Raw genomic sequence first — 26,528 nt, 5'->3', positions numbered from 1 at the left:
AACTAAACACATGAGGAGAAAAGATTATGAACTATCGTCGCCTTTCGCTCTTGGCCGGCGCATGGTTTTCGCTTTTCGCCGCAAATGCCGGCGCTGATGGCGGCGCCTACACCGTGAACGGCGAGCCGGTCGCGCCGGAAATGCAAAAGCTGATGGCCCATTATGGCATCGGACCCGGCGCGTATTTCATTGACGCTTACGGCAATTACGGACCCTCCGGCGCGGCGCCGGTCGCCAATCTTGATGGCGGCGCGCCCCGCGGCTGGAGCGGCGCCGAGCCGCGCGGGATCGCGAACAATCCTTATGCGCAAGCCTATGTCAACGGCGTCACGGGCGTCAGGGTTTTCTGGGTCTATTCGCCGAGCATCTTTTCCGGCGCTACCGGCGGATCGTCAGGATACGTCCATGTGTGCCCGGGCAATGTCTTTTATCGCAGCTCCGAAGGCGCGGTGAATGTGGGCGGCGAATATGGTAGCCAATCGTGGGGCGGCGTCGCCGGAACGGCGCAAAGCGCCGGCCGCTGGGTGATCGAGGACAGCGCCAACGGGCCGCTGCTCGCTTTTTACGATTCAGACGGGAGCGCGCAGAGCGTGGCGCTCGCCACCATGTTGCAAGGCAGCTGGAAGTTTGGACAAACGAAATACGCAGCCGAAGCGGGCAAGGCGTCGTGCTGATCCTACCAGCCTCCGCCGCCTCCTCCGCCCCCGCCGCCGCCGGAAAAGCCGCCGCCGCCCGAACCCGAGGAAGACGAGCTTTGCGGCAGCGCGCTTGAAACCCCGGAGGCCATTCCGGAAACAAGCGCGCTGTTTAGTCCATGGAGGGAGCCGTAGCTGCGTCCGTGCATATTCGCCCAGCGCGGATGATAGTTGTGCGCCTCTTCCGGAATGAGCTTTTCGAAATGCCGCGTCCATGGCTCCTCAACGCCGAGCGCGACGGCGTAAGGAAGAAATTTCTCATAGCGTTCGACGCTCATGGGCGGCGGCGCGCCGCTGCCGGGCGTAACGGCGTTGAGCTGTAATTTCTCCGCGGTCTTGAGATAAAGGCGAAAGCCTTCGATTTCGGTGCGGATTTGCTGGCCGCGCAATGTCGGCGCCGGAATGAAATAGGCGAAGGCGCAGAACATCGCGCCAAGCAAGGCGACCGCGCTGGTATGGGAAAAGGTCCATGCAACGGAAAGATTTGCGGCGAAGATCACGGCGAGAATGGAAAGGATAGCGCCGAGAATGAGATAGCCCGCGTTCCAGCGGAAATAATCCCGGCCGAAACGCTTGCCGAGCTCCTTTTGAAACGCCTGATAGGTCGCGGTGAACCCGGAATCATAGCCGCCGCCAAGCGTCACATCCGTTCGCCCGGCGAAGAGACCGTTCACAAAATTACGCTCCGCCGGAAACAGCGCCGCAGTCTCGCCGTCAAGGCGGACCAGATGCGTTTTCTTCTTGCTTTCCGCATCGATCTTGATCGCGCCTTTGATGGCGAGATTGAGGATCGTGGCGATCAGCGCGCTGTGGCCCGACAGCGCGCGATGATAAATGCGATGAGCCGCGGCGGGCGAATATCCCTCCGGCGGCTCGTAACGCGGGAAGACCGGCCCCTTCGCGGGATCGCGACCGGCGCGGATAAAAGCCCAGGCGTAGAACAGCGACAAGAGCGCGACCGCGCCGCCCAAAATCAGGATTGACGCATTGCGCGCCCACCACTCGGCGCGAAGATCGGCGGCGGAAGGCGGATCGACAATCCCTTTTTCAAACCCGATCGCGACGGTCAGGCCTTCGCGCGGCGAAAGCGGCGCCGTTGTCGTGAAAACATGCGCGCCATTTTGATAGGCGTAATCGTAATTGCGTTCGTCGCGGCCGAGCCCGCCCGTATAGGCGGCGGTCCGGATCGCGCCCGCGCCGCCGGGAAGGCGCACGCTTGCGCTTGCACTCAGAATTGGAAAGGGCCAGAAATTGCCGGTTACGTTCCAGTAGAACTCGTCATAGCCGTCGAAATAACGCACCTGGTTTTTGACGGCGTATTCGATTTCATATTCATGCGCGCCATGGTCGAGAAATATGTCCGCGTCGCCGATGCGGATGCGGAAGGCGTTGCCGTCGCGTTCGATAGCGTAAGGCTCGAGCTGGCCATCGCGCTCGATGCGAAGCACGTCGTAATCATAGGGAAGTTTCGCGCCGCTATTCTCGTAATAGCGCGGCAGATCGCGGAAGATGCCGCGGCTGATCTGGCGGCCTTCCACGACGACATCGATATTTTCCGTAATGGTGATGTCGCCGCTTTCGTGAACGTCGATCTCGACGTCAAAATCGGTGATCTGCTCCGCCGCAACAGCAAGGATCGGCCAAAACAGCGCCAGCAGCGCAATAAGAGGAAAGCGCAGCTTCATGCGCCGAGGCTCACAGAAGGAACGGCGCGGTCGGCGGTTTCGATTTCGAAGTAATCACGCTTTGCAAAACCGAAGGGCCCCGCGACGACGTTCACAGGGAAGCTTTCCACTAGCGTGTTCAGTTCGCGCACGGCGCCATTATAAAACCGCCGCGCCATTTCGATCTTGTCCTCGGTGTCGGCGAGCTCCTTCTGAAGCTCCAGAAAATTGCCGCTGGCTTTCAGTTGCGGGTAGTCTTCCGCCACGGCGATCATGCGGCGCACGGGCCGCGACAGCGCGCTTTCCGCTTCGCCGCGCGCCGCCGGATCGTCGCCCGCCGCAAGCGCGGCGTTGCGTTTTGCAATGACGTCTTCGAACAATTGCCTCTCATGGGCGGCGTAGCCCTGCACTGTTGCGACCAGCTGCGGGATGAGATCGGCGCGGCGCTTTAGCTGCACGTCGATATCGGCCCAGCCATTATTGGTCATCTGGCGGCGCCGGACGAGGAGATTGTAAAGAACCGCGAGCGCAACGCCCGCCAGGACGATCAGTCCGATGACAACAAGACTTGCATTCAAAAGTAACTCTCCCGCATCATTTCACGCGCACCTCCGGGAACGCGTAAAGCTAGCCCCCCACCCAAAACTGCTTCGCAGTTTTGACCTCCCCCCAAGGGGGAGGTGAGTTCGCGGCAGCGTCTACATCCACCTCCCCCTTGAGGGGAGGTCGAAAGTGCGCCAGCACTTTCGGGAGGGGGTACTCTTAACTCATACAGAACCAAGGATGAAGACTGGCAACCTTGATCTTTTTTCAGTTTCAGCCCTTGGCGAGCTTCGCCCATTCGGCTTCGGTCAGCACTTTGACGCCCAGCTCTTCGGCTTTTTTCAGCTTCGATCCGGCGCCGGGCCCCGCGACCACATAATCGGTTTTCGCCGAGACCGAGCCGGAGACTTTCGCGCCGAGACTCTGCGCGCTCGCTTTCGCCTCGTCGCGGGTCATGGTTTCGAGCGTGCCGGTGAAAACGACCGTCTTGCCGGCGACGGCGCTTGAAGACTTCACCGCCTCCGCCTTTTCCGGCGTCACTTCCTTCAGAAGCCGGTCGACCGCGTCGCGATTGTGTTTCTCGCCGAAGAAATCGATGACGCCGCGAGCGACCAGCGCGCCGACCCCTTCAATGGTCAGCATGTCCTGATAGGCCTCGCTCTCTTCGTCGCGCGCCTTCACAGCCGCATCGTAAAAGGATTTGAAATCGCCGTAATGGGTCGCGAAGAGCCGCGCATTGGTCTCGCCCACATGGCGGATGCCGAGCGCATTGATGAACCGCGCCAGCGAAATCGAGCGGCGCTCGTCAATGGCGTCGAAGAGGTTTTGAATGGACTTGAGATTGGTCGGCGGTTTTTCCTTGCCGCTTTTGTCCCGTTTCCGTTCGCCTGCCTCATCGAGATCGTAGCGGTAAAGGTCGATCTCGCCCGCTTCCTGCCGCTTGCGAAGCGTGAAAATGTCCGCCGGTTCCTTGACGATGCCTTCTTCATGAAAGGCCGCGATCTGTTTCTCGCCAAGACCTTCGATGTCGAAGGTTTGGCGCGAAACGAAGTGCTTCAGCCGCGCCTCAACCTGCGCGTCGCAAATGAGTCCGCCGGTGCAGCGGCGGTCCACATCGGCCTTGCCGGTCGTCGGGTTCTCCTCATTGACCGCGTGAGAGCCGCAGACGGGGCAGCGCGACGGGAACTTATAGGGTTTCGAGTCTTTCGGGCGCTTCTTCTCGATAACCTCCAGCACCTGCGGGATGACATCGCCGGCGCGCTGGATGACGATGGTGTCTCCTTCGCGGATGTCTTTTTCTTCGATGTAATCGGCGTTGTGCAGGGTCGCGTTGGAGACAACGACGCCGCCGACCGTGACGGGTTTCAAACGCGCCACCGGCGTCAGCTTGCCGGTGCGCCCCACCTGAATGTCGATTTTTTCAAGAATCGTCGTCGCTTTTTCAGCAGGAAACTTATGGGCGACGGCCCAGCGCGGCGCGCGGCTGACAAACCCCAGCCGTTCCTGATAGTCGAGTCGGTCGACCTTATAGACGACGCCGTCAATATCGTAGCCCAGCGACGCGCGTTCCGCCTCGATCTTGCGGTAATGCGCCAGCATCTCCTCAACGCTTTCGCAGCGCTTGGCGAGCGGGTTGATGCTGAAACCCAGCTTCTTGAAACGCTGCAGCACGTCCCATTGAGTCTTGGCGAGCGGCTCGCTTGTCTCGCCCCAGCTATAGGCGAAGAAGTGCAACGGCCGCGACGCGGTGATCGCCGCATCGAGCTGGCGCAGGGACCCCGCCGCGGCGTTGCGCGGATTGGCGAAGGGTTCATGCGCCTTGCCCTCCTCCTCCGCTTCTTTTTCTAGGCGCTCGTTCAGCGCCTCGAACTCTTCGAGGTTCATGTAAACTTCGCCGCGTACGTCGAGAATGTCTGGCGCGTTCTGCAGCGCCGTCGGGATGTCGCCGATAGTGAGCACATTGCCGGTGACATTCTCGCCGGTTTCGCCGTCACCGCGCGTCGCCGCAACTTTCAACGCGCCCTCCTCGTAACGAAGATTGAGGGACAGCCCGTCGATCTTCGGCTCGGCGGTGAAGGCGAGCGCTGCGTCCTCGCCGAGCCCCAGAAACCGGCGTATGCGCTTGTCGAAATCAGAGACGTCTTCGTCCGTGAATGCGTTGTCGAGGGACAGCATGGGAACGGCGTGTTTCGATTTCTCGAACTTCGTCGACGGCTTCGCGCCCACCTTGTCGGAGGGCGAGTCTTCGCGTTTCAGTTTCGGAAAACGCTTTTCGATAAGCAGATTGCGCCGGCGCAACGCGTCATATTCCGCGTCCGTGATCTCCGGCTTGTCATGCTCGTAATAAGCCTCATCGGCGCGGCCGATCGCCTGCGCAAGCCGGGCGAGCTCCGCCGCCGCTTGCTCCTGCGTCAGCTTCGCCACGGGGATGGATGAGAAGCCGTCTGATTTCTTTTTCGCCGCCATGATCTGCCCGGTTCGGGGGTTAAGCGCGTTTGCGCGCCGGCGTCTTTTTGACCGCAACTGGTTTTGAGGTAAAGGGCGCGCCGAGCAAGCGTTTCGCGGCGGCGCGCGCTTCATCGGTCACTTCGGCGCCGGACAGCATGCGCGCAATTTCCTCGATGCGCGTTTCGGGATCGAGCGGCGTCACTTTCGTCAGCGTTGACGATTTGGTCTGCGTCTTTTCAATGCGCCAGTGCGCGCCGGCGCGGGCAGCGACCTGCGGGCTATGCGTCACCACCAGCACTTGTGCGTCTGCGGCGAGTCGCGAAAGCCGTTCGCCCACCGCATCGGCGACGGCGCCGCCGACGCCGGCGTCAACTTCATCGAAGATAATGACCGTGCGGTTTTCCTTTGCGGCGAGCGCGGCTTTCATCGCCAGCACGAAACGCGACAGCTCGCCGCCCGAAGCGATGGTTTTCAAGGGTCCCGCCGGCGCGCCGGGATTGGTCGCCACCATAAATTCGACGACGTCATAGCCTTCGGATGTTGCGTGGCTTTCGTCGGTTTCGATATGCGTCGAAAACGCCGCCTTGCCGAGTTTCAGCGGCGCGAGTTCACCGGCCACGGCGGCGTCGAGTTTTTTCGCCGCCGCTTTTCTCTCTTTCGAGAGCGCCGACGCGGCCTTGTCATAGGCGTCGCGCGTTTTCTTCACGTCGGCTTCGAGCGCCTCGAATGCCGCCTCGCCGAGCTCCAGCTCTTCGAGCGCAGCGCGCGCCTTTTGCAGAAACGCCGCCAGGGCGTCGGGCGTCACGCCGTGTTTCCTTGCCTCGGCGCGCAGCGCGAAGAGACGCTCTTCGGTTCTGTCGAGTTCGTCCGGATCGGCGCCAAAGCGGTCGATGGCCGCTTCGAGGGCGCTTCGCGCCTCCGCCGCTTCATTGAGCGCCGCATCGAGGCGGGCCGCCGCGGCGGACAATGGATTGTCTTTATTTTCAAGCTGGCCCGCCGCGCGTTCAATCCGCCGCAGGGCCGACGCAAGCTTTGCATCGAACGCGCCTTCCGATAGCGCGGTCATGGCGGCGTTCAGATCCTCCGCGATCTTGTCGGACGACATCAGCTCCGCGCGGCGCTCCGCAAGGGACGCTTCTTCATCGGGTTGCGGGTCGAGCTTGCCGAGCCGGTCGACGACGTGACGGAGATAATCCGCCTCGCGCAGATTGGCGTCGCGTTCGCGTTTCTTTTCGTCGAGGGCCTCGACGGCGTCGCGCCAGCGCCACCAGAGATCGCCGACTTGCGCAGCCTTCTTCTGCAACCCGCCGAATTCGTCGAGCATGCCGCGATGCGCCGATGCGGTCAGGAACCCGCGCCCGTCGTGTTGTCCGTGAATCTCGATGAGCGTTTCGCCGACGGCGCGCAGCATGGCGATGGATACAGGCTGGTCGTTGACGAAGCCGCGCCCGCGCCCGTCCGCCGTCTGCACCCGGCGCAGGATCACCTGATCCTCGCCCGTATCGAGACCGTTTTCCTCGAGCACGTTCCAGACGGGATGGTTCGCCTGCGGCTCGAAGATAACGGAAACAACGCCCTGTTTCGCGCCCTGCCGAACGGCGCCCCGTTCGGCGCGCCCGCCGACGGCGAGCCCCAGCGCGTCGAGCAGGATCGATTTGCCCGCGCCGGTCTCGCCCGTAAGCGCAGTCATGCCGGGACCGAGCGCGAGACGCGCCTGGTCGATCAGCACGAAATCCTGAATATGAAGCGCGGTGAGCATTGCGGGACAAACATGAATGGAGCGCCCGCCTTGTGCGCGCGCGTCCCCTCATGATCTATCGCAGTTCGAAGGCCGGTTAAAGCAGCTAGTTGTCCCGGCCGGTGGCGCCGACGGGCAGATTGTTCGACGGCCCGAGCGCCTCAAGCTCCGACGGGCTCGGCGGTTCGATGGCGCGCAGCTGGCCTGGGTCGATGTCTTCCACCGAAGGGGCGGCCTCTTTCAGCTTTTCCGGTTTACGGCGCTCGGGTTTGGAGCCTTCAGCAAGAATATGCCGTTTGTCGAACAGCTCATAGCTGTCCTGATACCAGCGGCTGCCGGGATAGTTGTAACCGAGAACGGCGGCGGCGGCGCGCGCCTCGTCGATGATGCCGAGCTCAAGATAGGCTTCCGTCAGCCGGTGCAGCGCTTCAGGCACATGGCTTGTGGTCTGATAATCGGTGATGACTTTCTTGAAGCGGTTGATGGCGGCGATGTGCTTGTTCTGCTTCAGGTAGAAGCGGCCGATATACATCTCCTTGCCGGCGAGATGGTCATTCGTCAGATCGAGCTTCAACCGCGCATCGCGCGCATATTCCGTATCCGGATAACGTCGCACGACATCGGTCAGCGCCTCAACCGCATTGTTGGTGAATTCCTGATCGCGGCCCACATCGCGAATACGCTCATAGTGGCACATCGCTTTCAGATAATAAGCGTAAGGCGCATCCTTGTTGCCGGGGTGAAGCGCAATGAACTGGTCGAGCGCCGTAATCGCTTCTTCGTAGTCATTGCCCTGATAATAAGCGAAGGCCTTCATCAGCATCGAGCGGCGCGCCCAGGCGGAATAAGGATGCTGGCGTTCAACTTCCTCGAAATAGGCGATGGCGCGATCATAGCGCTTGCGCTCGAGATCCTTGACGGCAAGGTCGTAAAGAATCTCCACCGGCCGCTCCACATAGGCGAAGCGCTGTTTCTTTTTGCCGGAGGAGCCGCAGGCCACAACGGCGAACGAGGCGGCGAGAATGAGGAGAAGTTTGGCGATGAACGCAAAACGCATTTTCACGAGGGACGGCGCCTTCCATCTACGGGGTCCGGGACGGGCTCAAAAGCCGGCCGCCGGCGAAGTGTTAACGGGCGACATTATGTAGTTGGCCGCAAGGGGTCGTGTCAAACGGGGCGCCGTCCGGCTTTCGGTGATTTCAGGCCGTGGCGGCCCGGGCCGGCTGGCCGACAGCCTCTTGCGCTTCCTTGAGGTAAAGCGCGGCGCGGGTATTGAGATCATGCCCGGGCTTGACCGCCTTGATGCGGCCGACCAGCGGCCGGCCCAAAAGATAGAGATCGCCGATCAGATCGAGCGCCTTATGCAGCGCAAACTCGCAAGCGTCGCGCAACGGCTCCTCATTGAGCAGCCGGTCGCCGTCCACCACGATGCCGTTGGAGAGCGCCCCGCCGCGAATTAGCCCCGCAGCCCTCAGCGCCTCCACCTCATTCAACCTGCAAAAAGTGCGCGCGCTCGCCAGCCGTGCAATCACTGAAGAATCATCGAGATCAAGCGTCAATGACTGGCGCCCGATCAGGCAGTCGCCGAAATCGATGTCGACCTCCACAATCCGGCCCGCGAATGGCTCTACAGTGATGGAGCGTCCCCGGTCGCTGATGCGTTCCGGATCGGCGATGACAATCGGCTCGCGGCGCCCGGCGAGTTTTTGAAGACCGGCTTCTGCGATTGCGCTCACGAAGGGTGCGGCGCTGCCGTCTAGAATGGGGAGCTCGGGCCCGGTCACCGTCGCGGTGACATTGTCGACGCCGGTCAGCGCCAGGGCGGCCATCAAATGCTCCACCGTAGCGACGCTCGCCCCGGCTTCATTGGTCAGGGTGGTGCCGTGATTGGCGCAGGCGACATTTTCAGGAATGGCGGCGATGACGTTGTCGGGCGAAGGCAAGTCAGCGCGGACAAATCGTATCCCTTCGTCCGTACCCGCCGGATGAAGAACAACCCGGCAGGCTTCGCCGGAATGCAATCCCACCCCCGCAAATTCCACCACAGTCTTGAGCGTCCGCTGGAAGGCGGCATTACGCATGTCTTGCTCACTCATCAGGCGCGATACTAAAGGCCCCACACCGCCCTTCGAACCCCTCACCGGGCGGCGCGCCAGTAACCAGGACAATACCCATTTCTTGCGAATGCGAATAGCAGCCATGATGAATGTTTATTTCCAATTGCTACAAGGGCGGCGGACCCGGATACGCAAACCGCGCTCACGGCATTTCTGCTGGAGCGCGATTTTTGTTTTAGATCAACATTCTAAAGCGAACCTTTAAGGTTCAGCCTGTCTTCTTTTTCCGCAGGAAGGACGGAATTTCGAGATCCGCATCCTCCTGTTCGTCAAAAAGGTCGCCTCTCGGACCCTGGCCTCTTGCGGCCGGTTTCGGCGTTTCCGGCGCCCGCGGCGGGGCGATGTCCCGGCGGTCTTCAGTCCCGCCAAGGGATTTAAACATATCGACGGCGGCTTCGAGGGAATGCTTGCCGAGCGCCTGGGCGCTGCGGAACGGGTTGATCGGCGGCTGTTTCGGCTGGGCTGCCGGGCGCATGGGACGCGCCGGGCGCACGGGCTCGCTCTGGCCCTGCGGGCGCATTTCGGGCGCCGGCTGGCCTTCAGTCAGCATCTTGCGAATACGCTCATGCACATCGCCCACCGGATTGACCGCCGGGGCCGCCGCAGACGCGGCGCTCGCCATTGGGGCCGAGGCCGGACGGGCCGCCGGCTGAGGCGCCGGACGCGAAACCGGAACCGACATGGACGGGGCGGAGGAAACGCTGACGGAAGGCGCCGCCGCCGGACGGTCGACCGGGGTGGGCTCGCGCCAGGGTTTTGAGACCGCGCCCGTATTGATCTTGATCTGCGGACGCGACTGATCACGCTCCTCGATGTCGATGCCGGTGGCGACGACAGAAACCCGGACCTTGCCTTCGAGGTCCTGATTGAAGGTTGAGCCGACAATGATGTTGGCGTCGGGGTCGACCTCGGCGCGAATGCGGTTCGCCGCCTCGTCGACCTCGAACAGGGTCATGTCCATGGACCCAGTGATGTTGATGAGGACGCCTTTGGCGCCTTTCATGGAGACTTCGTCGAGCAGCGGATTCGAGATCGCAGCCTCGGCGGCCTGAATGGCGCGTTTTTCGCCTTCGGCCTCGCCCGTCCCCATCATCGCCTTGCCCATCTCGCTCATCACGGTGCGCACATCCGCAAAGTCGAGATTAATGAGGCCCGGCATCACCATTAAATCGGTGATCCCGCGGACGCCCGAATGCAGCACCTGATCGGCCATGGCGAAAGCTTCGTGGAAGGTCGTGCGCTCATTGGCGATGGAGAAGAGATTCTGGTTCGGAATGATGAGCAGCGTGTCGACGTGCTTCTGCAGTTCCTCGATGCCGGAATTGGCGAGCCGCATGCGGCGCGCGCCTTCGAAGTGAAACGGCTTCGTGACGACGCCCACCGTCAGAATATCGCGCTCCTTCGCCGCCTTGGCGATCACCGGCGCCGCGCCCGTTCCTGTGCCGCCGCCCATGCCCGCGGTGACGAACAGCATGTGGCAGGCGCCCACATGTTCGAGAATTTCATCGAGAGACTCTTCGGCCGCCGCACGCCCGATATCGGGAATGGACCCAGCCCCGAGGCCTTGGGTCGTCTTCACGCCGAGCTGAATCTTTTTTTGCGCCTTAGACAGGCCCACGGCTTGCGCATCCGTGTTGGCGACGACGAACTCCACGCCCTCAAGCTGGCTTTCGATCATGTTGTTGACGGCGTTGCCGCCCGCCCCGCCGACGCCGATCACCGTAATGCGGGGTTTCAATTCTGTCAGTTCCGGCACGCTGAGATTAAGTGGCATGGAGTTCTCCGATAATGCGCAAAGTAGCGGGCTGTCGGGGCGCCCTTTCCCCCTTGGTTAATCCGTCGTTAAAGAATCGTTCAGAACCCTTTCCAAATGGTTAACAGGGCCTTAACGATTCAGTAATTCGAAGCTCAATTTCAGAATCTTGTTCGCGATGCGAGGCAAGAGCGAACGGACAAAAGGAATTACTTTTTTTATAATCCCATTGCCGGTTGCGAGACGTCAGCCGGTTTTTAGAATTTCGCTCTCAGCCAGTTTTCAACGCCGCCGAATACGGACGACTTTTTCGGCCCTTGCAAAAGCGCGGAACCCGTTTCGCGTTCAGCGCCTGAGTTAGCGTAATGCTGAACGAGGCCGGCGCAGACGGCGAAGCCTGGCGCCGAGACCGCTTCCGGAGAACCGGCGATCGCGGCGGGACGGCCGAGACGGGTTTTCATCATCAGGGCGCGTTCTGCGACTTCGCGCGCGCCGACGAGCAGCGAGCCGCCGCCGGTCAACACGATGCGGCGCAGCCCGGAACGGCGCATGCCGTCATCGGGAAGCTCACCGGCGACGAGTTCGAAAATTTCTTCAAGCCGCGGCAGGATGACCTCGCAGAGATCGGCGCGCGAGGCTCGTGCGGTTTCTCCCTGCACGCCGAGCTGCGGAAAGTCGACAAAGCGATGTTCGTCGCCTGGGCCCATGAGCGCCGATCCGTAAAGCGTTTTCACGCGTTCCGCATGGGCGAGCGAGGCGCCAAAAATCTGCGCGATGTCGCGGGTGATGTGCCCCGCCCCGACCGGCACGCCGCCGCATTCGACGAGCGCGCCATTGTCATAGACGGCGAAATCCGTCGACGCGGCGCCGATGTCGATCATCACGACGCCGAGTTCTTTTTCGTCTTCAAGCAGCACCGCCTCTGCGGCGGCATAGGGCGCGGCGGCGAATTCCTCGACTTTGAGATCGCAGCGCTCAATCAGATCCGCGAGATTGTCGAGATAGCTTTTGCGCGCGCCCACCGCGAACATCTGCGTCGATAGCGTGCTGCCCGCCATGCCGATAGGATCGCCGAGCCCGTCCTCGCCGTCGAGTTTGAAGCCCGCGGCAATAGCGTGGAGCGGCGCGCAATCGGGCGGCGTCGCGATTTTCATGCCTTCGGCGAGGCTGTCATCGACGTCTTCCTGCGCGACGACGCCGCCGGCGATTTCGAGATCGACGCCGATGCGCCGGGCGCGCAAATGTTTGCCCGGAACCGCAACGATGAGACGGCCGATATTCTCGCCCGCCATGCGCTCGGCGGCCTCGACCGCGCCGCGCACCGCCGTTTCAACGGCTTCGACAGCGGCAGCGCCGCGCGTGCGGTCCGGCGCGCCGTAACAGCCGACGCCGACGATCTCCGCCATGAGGCCATGGTCGTCTTCTTCATTGATGCGGGCGATAAAGCACGAGACTTTCGACGCGCCGATATCAAGCGCGGCGGCGAGCGTTTCATCCTTGCGGCGTTTTCTGGTCTTCGGTTTTGGCGTCGCGCCCTGCTTGGTACGCCGTGTCATGGTTTCAATTCACCTGGCCGAGCGGCATGTCGAGTTCGACGGCGCCGCGTTTCCTGTAAACGAAATTGTCGGCATTGCGGAGATCGACATATTCGAGCGGCTCGTCAAGCAAGCCGGTTTTCGCCTCGATGCGCGACAGATAGTCCATGGCGTCGGCGAGATTTTTTTCCGGGAACCGCACTTCGACGCCGTCTTTCGTCTTTAAATTCCAGCGCCGGTCACTGACGCGGATCAGCGCTGATGTACGCTGCTGGATCGCAGACGCGCGCTCGAGAACCTGCAGCATTTCCGAGGCGGCGTCCGGCGCCCCGGCGCCGACGATCAGCGGCAGGTCGGAATATTCATAAGCGCTCACCTCACGAATGACCGCGCCCTGATTGTCGATAAGGTGGAGATTGCCGGAGAGTTGCCAGACGGCGGCCGGCTGGCGCTCGCGCACCGAGACATGCACCGTGTTCGGCAACAGCCGCGACACCGCGGCCGAGCGCACCCAGCCAAGCTCCTCGACGCGGGCGCGGGCGCGGTCCGCATCGAAATGCAGAATGGAGGAACCCACAATCGGACCCACAGCTGAAAGCAAATCGTCCTCTTCCGTTTTGGAAAAGCCGCGCGCGGTGATGCGGGTGATCTCGAACCCGGCGCTGACAGCGCCGGCGCCCGCGACGCGGTTCAGTTTCTCGCCGAGAAGGCCGATATAGCCGCCCGCCCAGAGAAAACCGAGCGCCACGAACGCGACCAGCACCGAGCCCGCCACCGCGGCCCGGGACATGCTGGTCCACACGGCGCTCAGGCGGTCGAAAAAACCGCTCGGCTTTTTGCGCGACTTGCGGCGCGATTTTGCTGGTGTTTTCTTTTTCACCTTTGGCACGATGCGTCCTCCACCATCCAGGCGCAGAATTCCGGAAACGAGATGCCGAGATGCGCCGCCTGCTCCGGTGCGAGCGAGGTAGCGGTGAGACCCGGCTGGGTGTTCACTTCAAGACAATAGAGCTGTTCGCCACTCGCTTCATAGTCGTAACGAAAATCCGAGCGCGACACGCCGCGACAGCCAAGTGCATTATGCGCACGCAGCGCCAGATCGAGGCAGCGTTCGGTAACTTCGTCCGGCACGTCGGCGGGCAGAACATGTTTCGACCCGCCGGCGGCGTATTTCGCTTCGTAATCGTAGAAGGCGAGCGATGTGGTGATTTCGGTGACGCAAAGCGGCCGGTCGCCCATGACGGCGACGGTGAGCTCCCGGCCGGGAATGAACTTCTCCACCAGGACTTCGTCGCCAAGGTCCCATTTGTCGCTGGAAAGCTGTTCCGGCGGGCGGTTCTCGCCCTTCCTAACAATAAAGACGCCGACAGAGGAGCCCTGCGCATTCGGCTTGATGACATAGGGCGTCTCCATGACATGGCCCTTCGCCGCCTCGGCCCGCGACACGATTTTGCCGGGGGGCGACGGGATGCCGTAATCCTCGAAGATCGCCTTGGCGCGCTGCTTGTCCATCGCAAGTGACGAGGCGAGCACGCCGGAGTGCGTATAAGGAATGCCCATAATTTCAAGCAGCCCCTGCACGCAGCCATCCTCGCCCCACTGGCCGTGGAGCGCATTGAAAACGGCGTCGGGTTTGGCTTCGGCCAGGCGCGCGGCGAGATCGCGGCTCACGTCGATTTCGAAAACGTCGTAGCCGGCTTCCTTCAGCGCCTTCGCCGCCGCCGCGCCGGAGTTAAGCGACACCTCCCGCTCCGGCGACCAGCCGCCTTTCAAGACTGCGATGCGGTTGTACTTGCGGGTCACTGGACCGGCTCTCCTATGCGCTTAATTTCCCAATGCAACTCAACGCCGGTCTTGGTTAACACATCTTTACGAAGCGACTCGATTAGGGCCTCGAGATCCGCCGCCGTCGCTTTTCCGCGGTTGATCATGAAATTGCAGTGATGGGTCGAAACCTGCGCGTCGCCCACGACGCGGCCCCTGCCCCCGATCTCGTCGATCAACTGCCAGGACTTCCGCCCGCCGGAGATTTCAGGATCCGGATTGGCGAAGGTGGACCCGCCGGTGCGCTCGCGGATCGGCTGCGTCGCCTCGCGCTTTTCGCTGATCTCTTCCATGCGAGCGGCGATCGCCGCCGGATCGTCCGGGCGGCCTTCGAAGGTCGCGCTCGTGAAGATGAAATCCTCGGGCGCCGAGCAATGGCGATAGGAAAAGCCGAGACCGGCGTTGGTCAGTACATGACGCGCGCCTTGCCGGTCGTAAGCGATCGCCTCAACAAGAACATCCTTCACCTCGCCGCCATAAGCGCCGGCGTTCATGCGGATGGCGCCGCCGATGGTGCCCGGCACGCCGCGAAAAAATTCGAGGCCTGCGACGCCGGCCTTCGCCGCCGCCTTCGCAACTTGCGCATCGATGCAGCCGGCGCCGGCGGTGACGCGCATGCCGTCGACTTTCACCTGCCGGAAGGGCGAGCCGAAACGAATGACGACGCCGCGCACGCCGCCGTCGCGCACGAGAAGGTTCGAGCCGACGCCCATCACATGGACCGGAATCTCCTCCGGCGTTTCTTTGAGGAAAGCGCCAAGATCATCTTCATCAGCGGGCGAAAACAGAACATCCGCCGGCCCGCCGACGCGGAACCAGGTGAGCGCGGAAAGGTCCGCGTTCTCGGTGTATTTCCCACGGACGGACGGGAGATCGGATATGGTGACTTGCTGCATGACTTAGACGTCCAGCAACGCTTTATCGAACCAAACATCTTCGTAGCCGTCGGCGATCAAAAAGCGCCATCCGGGAGCCAGCCCCAAATACTTGCGGATCAACGGCGACCAGTCGTCAACATGAGATACATGCAAGGGCTTATAGAAATCATCAGCCGTTGAGGCTTCTAGTCCGGCGTAAATATACCAGCCTGTAGTATTTCCTTCGGGAGGATGCCTTAAACCATTTATAGGCATCATCCCTTCTTTTACCGAAAGAGAAATTCCTAGAGTTAGCTGTTCGGGAGCATAAGCGAACTCAGCGCCGTACTTTGCGCAAATTTGCTTTTGCTCCGAATAGTCCGCCACAACTAACGCCTCAAAATTATTGTTTGAGCTTGCCAAGCTCACCCGCCAGCGCATTCGCATATTTTGTGATGTCCCCAGCGCCGAGGCAGATGACATAGTCGCCCTCTTCCGCAACGCTTTCGATGACGCCCGGCAGCTCATCGAAACTCTTCAGCGCGCGCGCGCCCTGATGGCCGTGGCTTTCAAGACCGGCGACGAGGCTGTCGCGGTTGAAGCCTTCAATAGGCGCTTCGCCCGCCGCATAGACATCGGCGATGAGCGCGACGTCAGCTTCGTTCATACAGGCGCAGAAATCATCGAAGAGATCGCGCAGGCGCGTATATCTGTGCGGCTGGACGACGGCGATGACCTTACCCTTGGCGATGGACCGCGCAGCGCGCAGCACCGCCGCGATCTCCGCCGGGTGGTGACCGTAATCGTCGATGATATGAACGCCCTTCCACTCGCCCGCGGAGGTGAAGCGGCGCTTGACGCCGGCGAATTTGGAAAGCCCGGCCTTGATCTGGTCGTCGCTGGCGCCGAGGCGCTTCGCCACAATCGCGGCGGGCAGCGAGTTGAGGACGTTATGAGTGCCCGGCATGGGCAGGCGCACGCCCTCGATACGGTCGATCTCCTGCCCGCGCTCGCGGAAAATGATGTCGTAATGGCTGGCGCCGTCTTCGTGACGGATATTGACGGCGCGCACATCGGCCTGCGGATTAACGCCGTAAGTAATAAGGCGCCGGTCGGTGACGCGGCCCACCAGCGCCTGCACCTCCGGATGGTCGAGGCAGACGACGCCGAAGCCGTAAAACGGCGTGTTTTCAATGAAGCGGTCGAAGGCCGCGCGCAGTTTTTCAAACCCGCCCCAGTGATCCAAATGTTCCGGGTCGATATTGGTGACGATGGCGACGGTCGTCGGCAGTCGGATGAAAGTGCCGTCGCTTTCGTCGGCTTCCACCACCATCCAGTCGCCTTCGCCGATGCGCGCATTCGCGCCATAGGCGTTGATGACGCCGCCATTGATGACAGTGGGGTCGAGCCCCGCTTCGTCCAAGAGCGCCGCGACCATGGTCGTTGTCGTCGTCTTGCCGTGCGTGCCCGCGACAGAGACGGTCCATTTCAGCCGCATCAGTTCCGCGAGCATGTCGGCGCGTTTCACCACAGGAATGTGGCGCGCGCGCGCGGCGGCGACTTCCGGATTGTCACGCCTGATCGCCGTCGAGATGATCACCGCGTCGGCGCCTTCGACATTCTGCGGTTTGTGGCCAATGACGACGGGAATGCCTTTCTCGCGAAGGCGCTGGACATTGGCGCCGTCGGCGACGTCGGATCCGCGGACGTCATAGCCAAGCGTCCGCATCACGTCCGCGATGCCGCTCATGCCGATGCCGCCGATGCCGACGAAATGCACGACGCCCGCGCCAAAAGGCAGGCGCACCTTGATCTCAGGCGGATCGACTTTCGAATATTGGTCTTTACCCGTCATAATACTCTTTACTCAGGCGGCGGCTTTCTGCGCAGCAATGTTCTCTACCAGATCGGCGAGCCGCGCGGCGGCGCCGGATTTGACCGCGCCTTTTGCGCTGGCGGCCATGGACTGAAGCCGCTCCGGATTGGTGAGCAAAGCCTCCAGCGGCGCGGCGAGTTCATATTGATTAAACGCATTTTCGGGCAAAACAACGGCGGCGTTTTTATCCTTTAGCGCCCGGGCATTGCCGGTCTGGTGATCGTCCATGGCGATAGCGAGCGGCACAAGAATCGAGGGCCGACCGATGGCGGCAAGCTCCGTCACTGTGGAGGCGCCGGCGCGGGAAATCACAAGATGCGCCGCCGCCATGCGTTGCGGCAGGTCAGTGAAAAAGGGCGCCACATCCGCGCGGACGCCCGCACCCGCATAGCCAGCTTTCACCGCTTCCATTTCTTTTTCGCGCGCCTGATGCGTGACGACGAGACGCTTGCGCAAATCGGGCGTCAGCCCGGCGATCGCTTTCACCGGCGCTTCGGAGAAAATGCTCGCGCCCTGACTGCCGCCGAAGATCAAGAGATGAATGTCGCCGTCGAGCGGCGGAAAAGGCGTATTGGCGACCAGGTTCACCGCATCGCGCACGGGATTGCCGACTTCAATCGTGGAAACGCCTGCGGGCAGTTTTTCAAGAACCGGAAAGGCATGCGCGGTGAACGCTGCTTTCTTCACAAGCAGCCGGTTGGCGCGGCCGAGGACGCCGTTCTGTTCATGAACGCCGTAAGGAATCCGCATCAGCTCCGCCGCCTTCATGGCGGGCAGCGACGGATAACCGCCAAACCCCACCGCTGCCGCAGGTTTTCTTTTTCTGAATTCGCGCAGTGAGGTGAAGAGGCCCAAAGCAATCGAAACCGCCGCCGCAGCTTTGGCGACAGGCCCGCCGATGGAGGGCGTTGCGGCGGATATTTCAAACCGCTCGTCGGCCGGAAAGTTCTGCGCATAGCGCGCGCCGCGCGCATCGGTGACCAGCAGCACGCGATGACCGCGCCGCTTCAGCTCCTGCGCCAGCGCTTCGGCCGGAAACAGATGCCCGCCGGTTCCCCCCGCCGCGAGCGCGATGGGTCCAGCTATCGTCACGGCATGATGTCCTTGCGGCGGAAGACGCCCTGATGCGTGCGGGTGAGCGCGAAGATCAGCCCCACCGTCAGCCCCGTCGCAAGCAGCGACGACCCGCCATAGGAAATGAACGGCAGGGTCATTCCTTTTGCGGGCAGCGCGCGAAGCGACACGCCGATATTGATGATCGCCTGAAAACCGATGAGCGCGGCAAGGCCCGTCGCCGCGCATTGCGCGAAGACGCTTTTGAGCCCCGCCGCCACTGTCATGATCCGCGCGGTGAAAATGGCGAAGAGAATGATGATGAGCAGAGCCAGGAGAAAGCCGAACTCCTCCCCCGCCACAGCGAAAATGAAATCCGTATGGGCGTCGGGCAACATGGTCTTCACCGGCGGCGCCTCGCCCCGGCCGATCAGCCCGCCATTGGCGATGGTTTCGACCGCGCGGTCCACCTGATAGGTCTCGTTGCTTTCGGGATTAAAAAACCCGTCGACGCGCGCCGCGACATGGTCGGAGAGATAATAACCGGCGGTGAGCGCCCCCATGCCCACCATTCCGAGTAAGGCGATCCACAGCCAGCTCCAGCCGGCGACGAAAAACATCACCGCCCAGACCGCGGTGATCAGCGCCCACTGGCCGAAGTCAGGTTGCAGAAGCAAGAGCAGCGCAAAAAATCCGTAAAGCCCGATAGCGATGGCGCCGCCGGGAAATTTCGGGTCGCGCGCCCCCTCGGCCAGCATCCAGGCAGCGGCGACGACAAAACCGGGCTTCGCAAATTCCGACGGCTGCAGCGACATGCCGCCGAGATAGAGCCAGCGCTTCGCGCCATTAATCTCCGCGCCGAAGAGAAGCAGATAGATCATCAGGGCGATACCGCCGAGAAACACAATCACGCCGAGGCGGCGCGCCTGAAGCGGGGATAGGAAGGCGACCGCCATCACCACGAACATGGCCGGCCCCATGAACATCAGCTGGCGCAGCGGAAAATGGAACTCGCTGGAAATTCCCTTGCGCAAGGCCGCGGAAGGGCTCGCCGCCATGAGAACAACGCCGCCGATAACGATGATCAACAATAAAACGCCAAGCGCCGGGCGGTCGATAGACCACCACAGCCGCGCGAAAGGAGACTCATCAAGCCGCGACAGACGCCTCACGCCGCTTCTCCATTGGTTGCGGAAAGCTCCGACACGAGATTGCGGAAAGCCTCGCCGCGTTCGTTGAAATTTTTGAACTGATCGTAGGAGGCGCAGGCCGGCGACAAGAGCACCACGGGATTTTTCACATCCGATTTCGCTGCGTCCTTCGCGGCGGCGGCGACAGCTTTTTCAAGATCGCCGCACTGCACGCATTTGACGGCGCCGCTCAGTTGTTTTTCAAACTCCGCCGCCGCTTCGCCGATGAGATAGACCGCCTGCACGCGATCCATCATGGGGATGAGGCTTTCGACGCCGCCGTCTTTCGGCTTGCCGCCGGCGATCCAGAAAATATCCGTGAACGTCGCGAGCGCCCGGGCCGCGGCGTCGGCGTTCGTCGCTTTGGAATCGTTGATGAAGAGCACCTTGCCGTTGCGCCCAACCTCTTCGATGCGGTGCGGCAGGCCTTCGTACCGAAGCGCGGATTTCACCGCCAGCGCCGGATCGACACCGAATTTTTCGCACACGGCGACAGCGGCGGCGGCGTTCTGGTGATTATGCGCGCCGCGCAAGGAGCGCGCGGTCGAAAGATCGCCGGCGAGCGCCGTCTTGCCGTCGAGATTGTAATAGATCTTGTCTTCAAGCGCGTAGACGCCGCGGCCGAGCGCGCTGCCTGCGGAGACGGGGCGCACTTCCGCCGGCCCGCTGGCCATCAATTCGGTGCAGACGCTTTGCGCGTAATCGTCATCGACGCCGATTACCGCAAGGTCTTCCGCCGTCTGGTTGAGGAAGATGCGTTTCTTCGCTTCGAGATAACCGTCGACGGAGCCGTGACGCTCGATGTGATCAGGCGACAGGTTCAGAAAGACCGCCGCATTGACATGAAGCGACTGCGTCAGATCGAGCTGAAACGATGACAGCTCCAGCACATAGATCGCATCGCTCTCAAAGGGCGGCATGGAGAGGACCGCCTCGCCGATATTGCCGCCCACATAGACGTCTTCGCCCGCCTGTTTCAGCATATGGCCGATGAGCGCCGTCGTCGTCGACTTGCCGTTGGAGCCGGTGACGCCGATTATCGCGGGCCGCGCCCGCGGTTCAAGCGCGTTAAGGGCGCGCGCGAAAAGTTCCGTATCGCCGATGACATCCACCTTTTCCAACTTCGCCTTGCGCACGATCGCATGGGGTTTGGGATGGGTTAGCGGCACGCCCGGCGAAACGATGACCGCATCGAGTTCTTTCCACGGCCAGTTTTTCGGATGCTCGCAACGATATTCGGTGTCGGCGACCTTGTCGCGCGCCTGACGGTTCTCGTCGAAAGAATAAACCTGCGCGCCCGATGCGGCTAGCGCCTCGCAGGTTGCGACGCCGCTCAGACCAAGGCCGAAAACGCCGAATTTCTTTTTCTTGACGTCAGGGATCAGGATCATCGCTTCCCCTAACGCAGTTTCAGAGTGGCGAGGCCGATCATCGCCAGGATGAAGGCGATGATCCAGAAGCGGATGACGATGGTCGATTCTTTCCAGCCGAGCTGTTCGAAATGGTGGTGGATCGGCGCCATGCGGAAGACGCGCTTGCCCGTCAGTTTGAACGACGCGATCTGGATCATCACCGACAGCCCCTCAAGGACGAAAAGTCCGCCGACAATCGCCAGCACGATCTCATGCTTCGCTGCGACGGCGATCGATCCGATGGCTCCGCCCAGCGCCAGCGATCCCGTGTCGCCCATGAAGATCGCCGCCGGCGGTGCGTTAAACCACAAAAAGCCGAGCCCCGCGCCGATAATCGCGCCGCAAATGACGGTAAGCTCGCCGACGCCCGGCACGAAGGGCACGCCGAGATAATTCGCGTAGATCGTATTGCCGACGAGATAGGCGATCAGCGCATAGGCGCCCGCAGCAATCATCACCGGCACCGTCGCCAGCCCGTCGAGACCGTCGGTCAGGTTCACCGTATTCGACGCGCCGACAATGACGAAGGCGGCGAAAGGTATAATCATAAAACCGAGCGGGACGCCCGGCGCATTGAACCAGTTTTGGAAGATAGAGAGCGGCACGAAAGGAACACCCACAGAAGTCGCGAGACCCGTTGGCGCATCCGGCGCATGGGAAAGCGCATCCATGCAGAGCCAGCCGGCAAGAAGAGCCACGGCGAACTGAACGACCAGCTTCAGACTGCCGACGACGCCGTCCGCCGATTGCTTCGTCACTTTCATGTAATCGTCGATGAAGCCGAGGGCGCCAAACGCCAGCGTCACGCCCATCACGATCCAGACATAGATATTGTCGAGCCGCGCCCAGAGGAAGGTCGCGATGGTTAGCGACAGGAGAATGAGCACGCCGCCCATGGTGGGCGTGCCGGCTTTCTCGATGATATGCGTCTGCGGGCCGTCAGCGCGGATCGGCTGGCCGCGCCCCTGCTTCCTGCGCATCCAGCGGATCAGCGACGGCCCAATGAGAAACGAAATGATGAGCGCGGTCATCACCGCGCCGCCCGTCCGGAAGGTCAGGTAATTGAAGAGGTTGAAAAGCTGAAACTGATCCGCAAGCGGGGTCAGCAGGTGATAGAGCATTTAAGTCCGGCTTTCTTTTTGTTCTTCCATGACGCCGCTCTCTTTCAGCGCGCGCGCGACGGCGCTCACTTTCGAGGCGTTCGATCCCTTGACCATGACGACATCTCCGGGACCGACAGCGTCCAGCACCGGGCCAACGAGGCCGACGGCGTCGCCGGCGTGAAGGCCGCGCATCGACGGCGGCAGCGCATCCCAGAGATGGCGCATCAATTGGCCCGCTGCGTAGACCCGGTCAACCTTCGCCGCAACCAGCGCTGTTACAAGTTTTTCATGCAATCCAGGGCCTTCCGGCCCAAGCTCCAGCATTTCGCCGAGGATGGCGATCCGCCGCCCCTTGCCTGAAGGTTCCGACGCCCCGAGAAGCCCGATCGCCGCCGCCATGGAGGCTGGGTTGGCGTTGTAGCTCTCGTCGATCAGGGTCGCCGATCCGCCCTCGACGGTGATCTGCGTGCGGGCGCCGCGGCCCTCGGCGGGCGCGATATTGGCGAGCGCGCGGATGGCCCCGTCGAGAGGACAGCCGACCGCATCGGCGGCGGCAAGCGCGGCGAGCATGTTCGTCGCCTGATGACGGCCGGGAATGCCGGCGAAAAACTCGACAGTTTCGCCCTTGATCTTCGCTTTGAGTTTCGCGCCGGCGCCATGGGCCTGATAATCGAGAAGCTGAAAGTCCGCGCCGTCCTTTTCGCCAAAGGAAACGAAACTCGCCGCGCCCGCCTCCTCCGCGCGTTTCTTGAGCAGCGGGAAGAATTCATTGTCGAAAGGAAGGATGGCGACGCCGCTGGGGGCGAGGCCCAGAAAGATTTCCGCTTTCGCCTCGGCGATCCCTTCAAGCGAGTCGAAGAATTCAAGATGCGCCGCAGCGACCGTCGTCACAATTGCGGCGTGAGGGCGCACGAGCTTGGTCAGCGGCGTGATCTCGCCCCCATGGTTCATGCCGATTTCAAAGACGCCGTAATCGGCGCGCATGGGAAGCCGCGCCAGCGTCAACGGCACGCCCCAGTGATTGTTGAAGCTCTTGTCCGCCGCGTGAACGACGCCGTCGCTGCCCAAGACGGCGCGCAGGATTTCCTTAGTCGAGGTCTTGCCGGCGCTCCCCGTCACCCCGATGCGCTTGCCGAAATTGCGTGTGCGCGCAGCGCGGGCGAGATCCCGCAAACCTTCCAGCGTATCGCCGACCACCAGCAATGGCGCTCCTTCCGGCGCATCTTCCGGCGCGCGCGCCACAAGCGCTGCCGATGCGCCCGCCTCGAACGCGCTTTTCAAAAACTCATGTCCGTCGCGCGCGTCGCGTAAGGCCACGAAAATATCGCCGGGCTTCAGGGTGCGCGTGTCGATGGAAACGCCGCCCGCCGACCATTCCTCCGCCGTCCAGCGTTTCGGGTCGCCGCCGCGCGCGCATAAGGCGCCGCCGGTTGCGGCCGCGGCTTCATAGGCGTTCCACAAATCCTGCATTCTCTCTTTCGCCATCACCCGAGCTCCTTCATCCGGTCCGAGACGGCGTCGCGCGCGACGCTGGCGTCATCGAACGGAAAGACCTGATCCCCCACCTGTTGCCCCGCTTCATGCCCCTTCCCCAAGATCAGGAGCACATCCCCCTCCGACAGCATCGCGACCCCAGCCGCGATGGCCTCGCCCCGGTCGCCGATTTCCTTCGCCTCCGGGCAGCCTTTCAAAATCTCCGCCCGGATCGACGCCGGATTTTCCGTACGCGGATTGTCGTCTGTCACGATGACGAAGTCGGCATTCTCTTTCGCCGCAGCTCCCATCAGAGGCCGCTTTGTCTTGTCACGGTCGCCGCCGGCGCCGATAATGGCGATCACTTTGCCCGGCGCATGGGGGCGGATCGCTTTCAGCGCCGTTGCGACGGCGTCGGGCGTGTGGGCGTAGTCCACATAGACGCCGCCGCCGTCGATTTCGGTCACATATTCCATGCGGCCCGGCGCGCCTTCGATATTGGCGAGCTGGAGCATGACGTCCGAGGCTTTCGCGCCCGCGCCGATGACGATGCCTGCGGCGAGCAGCGCATTCTCCGCCTGAAACCCGCCAATGAGCGGCGGGTCGGCGCGATAACGATAGCCGCCGCATTCGATTTCAAGGGCGAGCCCGGCCATATGCGCCTTGCAGTCGACGAGCCGCACATCGCGTCCTTTGACGCCCGTCTGGATCGTCGGCAGATTGCGCGCGCGGGCGAGTTCGATGACGCCTTCGGCGCCTTCGCCGTCCATATTGATGGCTGCGGTTCCGCCTTTCGACAGAAGATCGGAAAAGAGCCGCCCTTTCGCGGCGAAATAATCCTCGAAAGACGCGTGATAATCGAGATGATCCTGAGTGATGTTCGTAAACCCGGCGACGCGGAACTGAACGCCGTCGGCGCGATGCTGAACGAGCCCGTGACTTGAAACTTCCATGGCGAGATGGGTGACGCCGGCGCGCGCCATGGCGTCGAGCGTTTCGTGGAGCATCACCGGATCCGGCGTAGTATGTGCGAGCGGGCGCTCATAAACGCGCGATTGCGCGCCGAGCGTCCCTATGCTGCCGGCTTCGAGCCCAAGCAACGCCCAGAGCTGCGCTGCAAATCGCACCGTCGACGTCTTCCCGTTGGTGCCGGTGACGCCTGCGACCACCTCCGGCTGGCGCGGATAGAACCGCGCCGCCATCTGGGCGAGGCGCCGCCGCGGTTCGGCGTCGGTGATGACGGGCAGGTTCGATGTCACGCCCGGCAAAGCGAGCACTGCCGCCGCGCCGTTTTCCTCTGCTTGGCGGATGAACTTGGCGCCGTCGGTTTTAACGCCGGGCAAAGCCGCAAAGAGAAAGCCGCGCGAGACGGCGCGGCTGTCGGCGGTCAGCCCGTCGATCTGCGGATCGGGCTTGATCGTCTCATAGGCGAGTTCGGAAAGCCTCATGGCGCCCCGCCTCCACCGTTCGCGGATGTATGAGTTGCGAGCCGTGCTTCTCTACGCAGTTCGGGCGGTTCTCCGCTGACGAAGGACGCAAGCGCTGTCGATTCATTGACCGGCGCGAGGCCGAGCAAAGGCGCGGCGCGCGTCACGAAACGCGAAAAGGCCGGCGCCGCATTCCAGCCCGCAGTCGCATATCCGTAGGTGCCTTCCGCCGGCTGCGGATTGTCATAGGTGATAAGGATCGCATAGCGCGGCGCATAGCCCGGCACGGCGCCGATGAAGCTCGCTATGCGTGCATTTGTGTTGTAGCCGCCTGTGTCGGATTTCTTATCCGCGGTCGCGGTCTTGCCGATCGGGAAAAATCCGTCGGCTTCTGCGTAGCTCGCCGTGCCATCGGTGACGACGCGGCGGAGAATGCGGCGCATAACGGCGCTCGTCTCCTTCGAAAAGACACGCGAGCCTTGTTCCGTCTTTGTGGTCGCAAGGAAATGCGGCGTGCGATATTCCCCGCCATTCACGACGGCAGAGAACGCCGCCAAGAGATGCAACGGCGTCACGGCGATGCCATGGCCGTAGGAAATCGTCGCGGTCTCGACCGGTCCCCATTGCCAGGGAAGATCGGGCTCGCGATTTTCGGCAATCTCAAGCGGCAAGGCTGAGAAAAGCCCGAGCGCTTCGAGATAACGCTGTTGCTTGTCCGCGCCGAGCTCGAGCGCCATGCGCGCCGCGCCGATGTTCGATGAATATTGCACGACTTCAGACAGGGTCAGGATGCGGTTTTCGCCATGGAAATCGGAAATGCGCCGGTCGGCGACCTTAAAACTTCCGCGCGCGTCATAGGTTGTCGACTCCCGCCCCAGCCCTTCCTCGATCACCGCCGCCGCCGTAAACGTCTTGAAGGCGGAGCCGAGTTCGTAGCGGTCATAGGTGGCGCGATTGCGGCGGGAATCCGCCGCGACGGCGCCCGGCGCATTGGGATCGAAATCGGGAAGGCTCGCCAGCGCGATGACCTCGCCTGTCTCCACATCCATGACCGCGCCCCAGGCGGCTTCGGGCGAGAATTTCTCCATATCGGCGGCGAGTTCTTCTTCGAGAATCTGCTGCACGCGGATGTCGATGCTGGCGCGCATGGGCTCTTTCCCGCGATAGCGGTTGGCGGTTTTCTCGAGTCCCATGACCCCGCCCTTGCCCGGTTCGTCATGGCCGATGACATGGGCGGCGAGATCGCCTTGCGGGAAAAAGCGTTTGACCCGCGCCGCAAAACGAACGCCTGGCAGGCCGAGATCGAACACCGCCTTGCGCTCCGTCGGCGTCAGGTCTGCGCGCACTTCCATGTAGCGGCCTTCGGAAAGTTTTTCCTCCAAGTCGGCGGCGTCGATATCCGGCAGGACGCCCGCAAGTTGCTCGGCCGCTTCTTTCGCATCCCAGACTTCATTGCCCGCCACCTCGAGCGCGATTACGGGCACGTCGACGGCAAGGAGCGCGCCATTGCGATCGACGATTTCGGTGCGCGGCGCGGCGGCGCTTGGCGCGGCGGCGTAACGCTCCGGCGCGCCCATGCCGCCAAAGGAAATGAAGGCGAGCCGCACGCCGAGCGCCGCGAAGACAAAGACAAAAACGGAAGCGCACATCATGATCCGCATGCGCGCGCGTTCCGCGACGCGGCCACGGGCGCCCAGCGCGCGCACCTTCAACGCCTTCGGATCCGGCTCGGCGCCGCCGGCCTCGGCGATGACATAGGCCTTGGGTTTTGAGCGTTTGGGCTTCCTAAGAAACACCGGCGGAACTTTCCTTGCTTAAGT

At 62.3% G+C, this 26,528-nt stretch carries 21 protein-coding genes; 1 reads left to right on the top strand and 20 read right to left on the bottom strand.

Going from position 1 to position 26,528, the window contains the following annotated elements; translation table 11 throughout:
* The first annotated feature begins 26 nt into the window (after window positions 1-26).
* Window positions 27-674 carry a hypothetical protein gene (locus ACQY5P_RS16765; protein WP_428408015.1) on the top strand — a complete coding sequence of 216 codons (648 nt, stop codon included), beginning with the start codon at window positions 27-29 and terminating at the stop codon, window positions 672-674.
* 2 nt (window positions 675-676) lie between these two features.
* Here ACQY5P_RS16765 and ACQY5P_RS16760 read toward each other — a convergent pair whose 3' ends face one another.
* The 20 genes from ACQY5P_RS16760 to ACQY5P_RS16665 all read right to left on the bottom strand — a co-directional run bounded on the left by ACQY5P_RS16760 (window position 677) and on the right by ACQY5P_RS16665 (window position 26,504).
* Window positions 677-2,380 carry a DUF2207 domain-containing protein gene (locus ACQY5P_RS16760; protein ID WP_428408014.1) on the bottom strand — a complete coding sequence of 568 codons (1,704 nt, stop codon included), beginning with the start codon at window positions 2,378-2,380 and terminating at the stop codon, window positions 677-679.
* On the bottom strand, window positions 2,377-2,937 hold the full coding sequence (locus tag ACQY5P_RS16755) for a LemA family protein (RefSeq protein ID WP_428408013.1): 561 nt from the start codon (window positions 2,935-2,937) through the stop codon (window positions 2,377-2,379). Before ACQY5P_RS16755 ends, ACQY5P_RS16760 begins: the two co-directional genes overlap by 4 nt.
* Before the next feature lie 238 nt (window positions 2,938-3,175).
* Complete coding sequence (gene ligA / locus ACQY5P_RS16750; RefSeq protein ID WP_428408012.1) at window positions 3,176-5,368, bottom strand: NAD-dependent DNA ligase LigA; 2,193 nt, start codon at window positions 5,366-5,368, stop codon at window positions 3,176-3,178.
* Window positions 5,369-5,387: 19 nt separating this feature from the next.
* Window positions 5,388-7,109, bottom strand: coding sequence for a DNA repair protein RecN (gene recN / locus ACQY5P_RS16745; RefSeq protein ID WP_428408011.1), 1,722 nt, complete (start codon window positions 7,107-7,109; stop codon window positions 5,388-5,390).
* 85 nt (window positions 7,110-7,194) lie between these two features.
* Window positions 7,195-8,145 (bottom strand): outer membrane protein assembly factor BamD, encoded by a 951-nt coding sequence (locus tag ACQY5P_RS16740; RefSeq protein ID WP_428410683.1) that lies wholly within the window; start codon window positions 8,143-8,145, stop codon window positions 7,195-7,197.
* A 142-nt stretch (window positions 8,146-8,287) separates the two neighbouring features.
* Entirely contained in the window at window positions 8,288-9,169 is an 882-nt protein-coding gene (gene lpxC, locus ACQY5P_RS16735) for a UDP-3-O-acyl-N-acetylglucosamine deacetylase (protein ID WP_428408010.1), read from the bottom strand.
* 244 nt (window positions 9,170-9,413) lie between these two features.
* The gene (ftsZ, locus tag ACQY5P_RS16730) at window positions 9,414-10,979 is read right to left on the bottom strand and encodes a cell division protein FtsZ (RefSeq protein WP_428408009.1); all 1,566 of its coding nucleotides are present in this window, start codon (window positions 10,977-10,979) and stop codon (window positions 9,414-9,416) included.
* A 236-nt stretch (window positions 10,980-11,215) separates the two neighbouring features.
* On the bottom strand, window positions 11,216-12,514 hold the full coding sequence (gene ftsA, locus ACQY5P_RS16725) for a cell division protein FtsA (protein ID WP_428408008.1): 1,299 nt from the start codon (window positions 12,512-12,514) through the stop codon (window positions 11,216-11,218).
* 4 nt (window positions 12,515-12,518) lie between these two features.
* On the bottom strand, window positions 12,519-13,373 hold the full coding sequence (locus ACQY5P_RS16720; protein WP_428408007.1) for a cell division protein FtsQ/DivIB: 855 nt from the start codon (window positions 13,371-13,373) through the stop codon (window positions 12,519-12,521).
* Window positions 13,370-14,296 (bottom strand): D-alanine--D-alanine ligase, encoded by a 927-nt coding sequence (locus ACQY5P_RS16715; RefSeq protein ID WP_428408006.1) that lies wholly within the window; start codon window positions 14,294-14,296, stop codon window positions 13,370-13,372. Before ACQY5P_RS16715 ends, ACQY5P_RS16720 begins: the two co-directional genes overlap by 4 nt.
* Entirely contained in the window at window positions 14,293-15,213 is a 921-nt protein-coding gene (murB, locus tag ACQY5P_RS16710) for a UDP-N-acetylmuramate dehydrogenase (RefSeq protein WP_428408005.1), read from the bottom strand. Before murB ends, ACQY5P_RS16715 begins: the two co-directional genes overlap by 4 nt.
* Before the next feature lie 3 nt (window positions 15,214-15,216).
* Entirely contained in the window at window positions 15,217-15,615 is a 399-nt protein-coding gene (locus tag ACQY5P_RS16705; RefSeq protein ID WP_428408004.1) for an immunity protein Imm33 domain-containing protein, read from the bottom strand.
* Entirely contained in the window at window positions 15,578-16,981 is a 1,404-nt protein-coding gene (murC, locus tag ACQY5P_RS16700; protein WP_428410682.1) for a UDP-N-acetylmuramate--L-alanine ligase, read from the bottom strand. The genes ACQY5P_RS16705 and murC overlap by 38 nt, the downstream gene beginning before the upstream one ends.
* 60 nt (window positions 16,982-17,041) lie before the next feature.
* Window positions 17,042-18,142 carry a UDP-N-acetylglucosamine--N-acetylmuramyl-(pentapeptide) pyrophosphoryl-undecaprenol N-acetylglucosamine transferase gene (locus ACQY5P_RS16695; protein WP_428408003.1) on the bottom strand — a complete coding sequence of 367 codons (1,101 nt, stop codon included), beginning with the start codon at window positions 18,140-18,142 and terminating at the stop codon, window positions 17,042-17,044.
* A complete protein-coding gene (locus ACQY5P_RS16690) occupies window positions 18,139-19,275 on the bottom strand; it encodes an FtsW/RodA/SpoVE family cell cycle protein (RefSeq protein ID WP_428408002.1) in 1,137 nt (378 codons plus the stop codon). Before ACQY5P_RS16690 ends, ACQY5P_RS16695 begins: the two co-directional genes overlap by 4 nt.
* Window positions 19,272-20,684 carry a UDP-N-acetylmuramoyl-L-alanine--D-glutamate ligase gene (gene murD / locus ACQY5P_RS16685; RefSeq protein WP_428408001.1) on the bottom strand — a complete coding sequence of 471 codons (1,413 nt, stop codon included), beginning with the start codon at window positions 20,682-20,684 and terminating at the stop codon, window positions 19,272-19,274. The genes ACQY5P_RS16690 and murD overlap by 4 nt, the downstream gene beginning before the upstream one ends.
* A gap of 8 nt (window positions 20,685-20,692) precedes the next feature.
* Entirely contained in the window at window positions 20,693-21,826 is a 1,134-nt protein-coding gene (mraY, locus tag ACQY5P_RS16680; protein WP_428408000.1) for a phospho-N-acetylmuramoyl-pentapeptide-transferase, read from the bottom strand.
* Window positions 21,827-23,293, bottom strand: coding sequence for a UDP-N-acetylmuramoylalanyl-D-glutamyl-2,6-diaminopimelate--D-alanyl-D-alanine ligase (locus tag ACQY5P_RS16675; protein ID WP_428407999.1), 1,467 nt, complete (start codon window positions 23,291-23,293; stop codon window positions 21,827-21,829).
* A complete protein-coding gene (locus tag ACQY5P_RS16670) occupies window positions 23,293-24,729 on the bottom strand; it encodes a UDP-N-acetylmuramoyl-L-alanyl-D-glutamate--2,6-diaminopimelate ligase (protein WP_428407998.1) in 1,437 nt (478 codons plus the stop codon). Before ACQY5P_RS16670 ends, ACQY5P_RS16675 begins: the two co-directional genes overlap by 1 nt.
* The gene (locus tag ACQY5P_RS16665; RefSeq protein WP_428407997.1) at window positions 24,726-26,504 is read right to left on the bottom strand and encodes a peptidoglycan D,D-transpeptidase FtsI family protein; all 1,779 of its coding nucleotides are present in this window, start codon (window positions 26,502-26,504) and stop codon (window positions 24,726-24,728) included. The genes ACQY5P_RS16670 and ACQY5P_RS16665 overlap by 4 nt, the downstream gene beginning before the upstream one ends.
* Window positions 26,505-26,528 lie beyond the last annotated feature (24 nt).

The organism is Hyphococcus sp. (assembly GCF_965267305.1).
Classification (GTDB): Bacteria; Pseudomonadota; Alphaproteobacteria; order Caulobacterales; family Parvularculaceae; genus Hyphococcus.
Note: the sequence above shows the minus strand (reverse complement) of the source record. Positions and strands in the feature narration are given on the sequence as shown.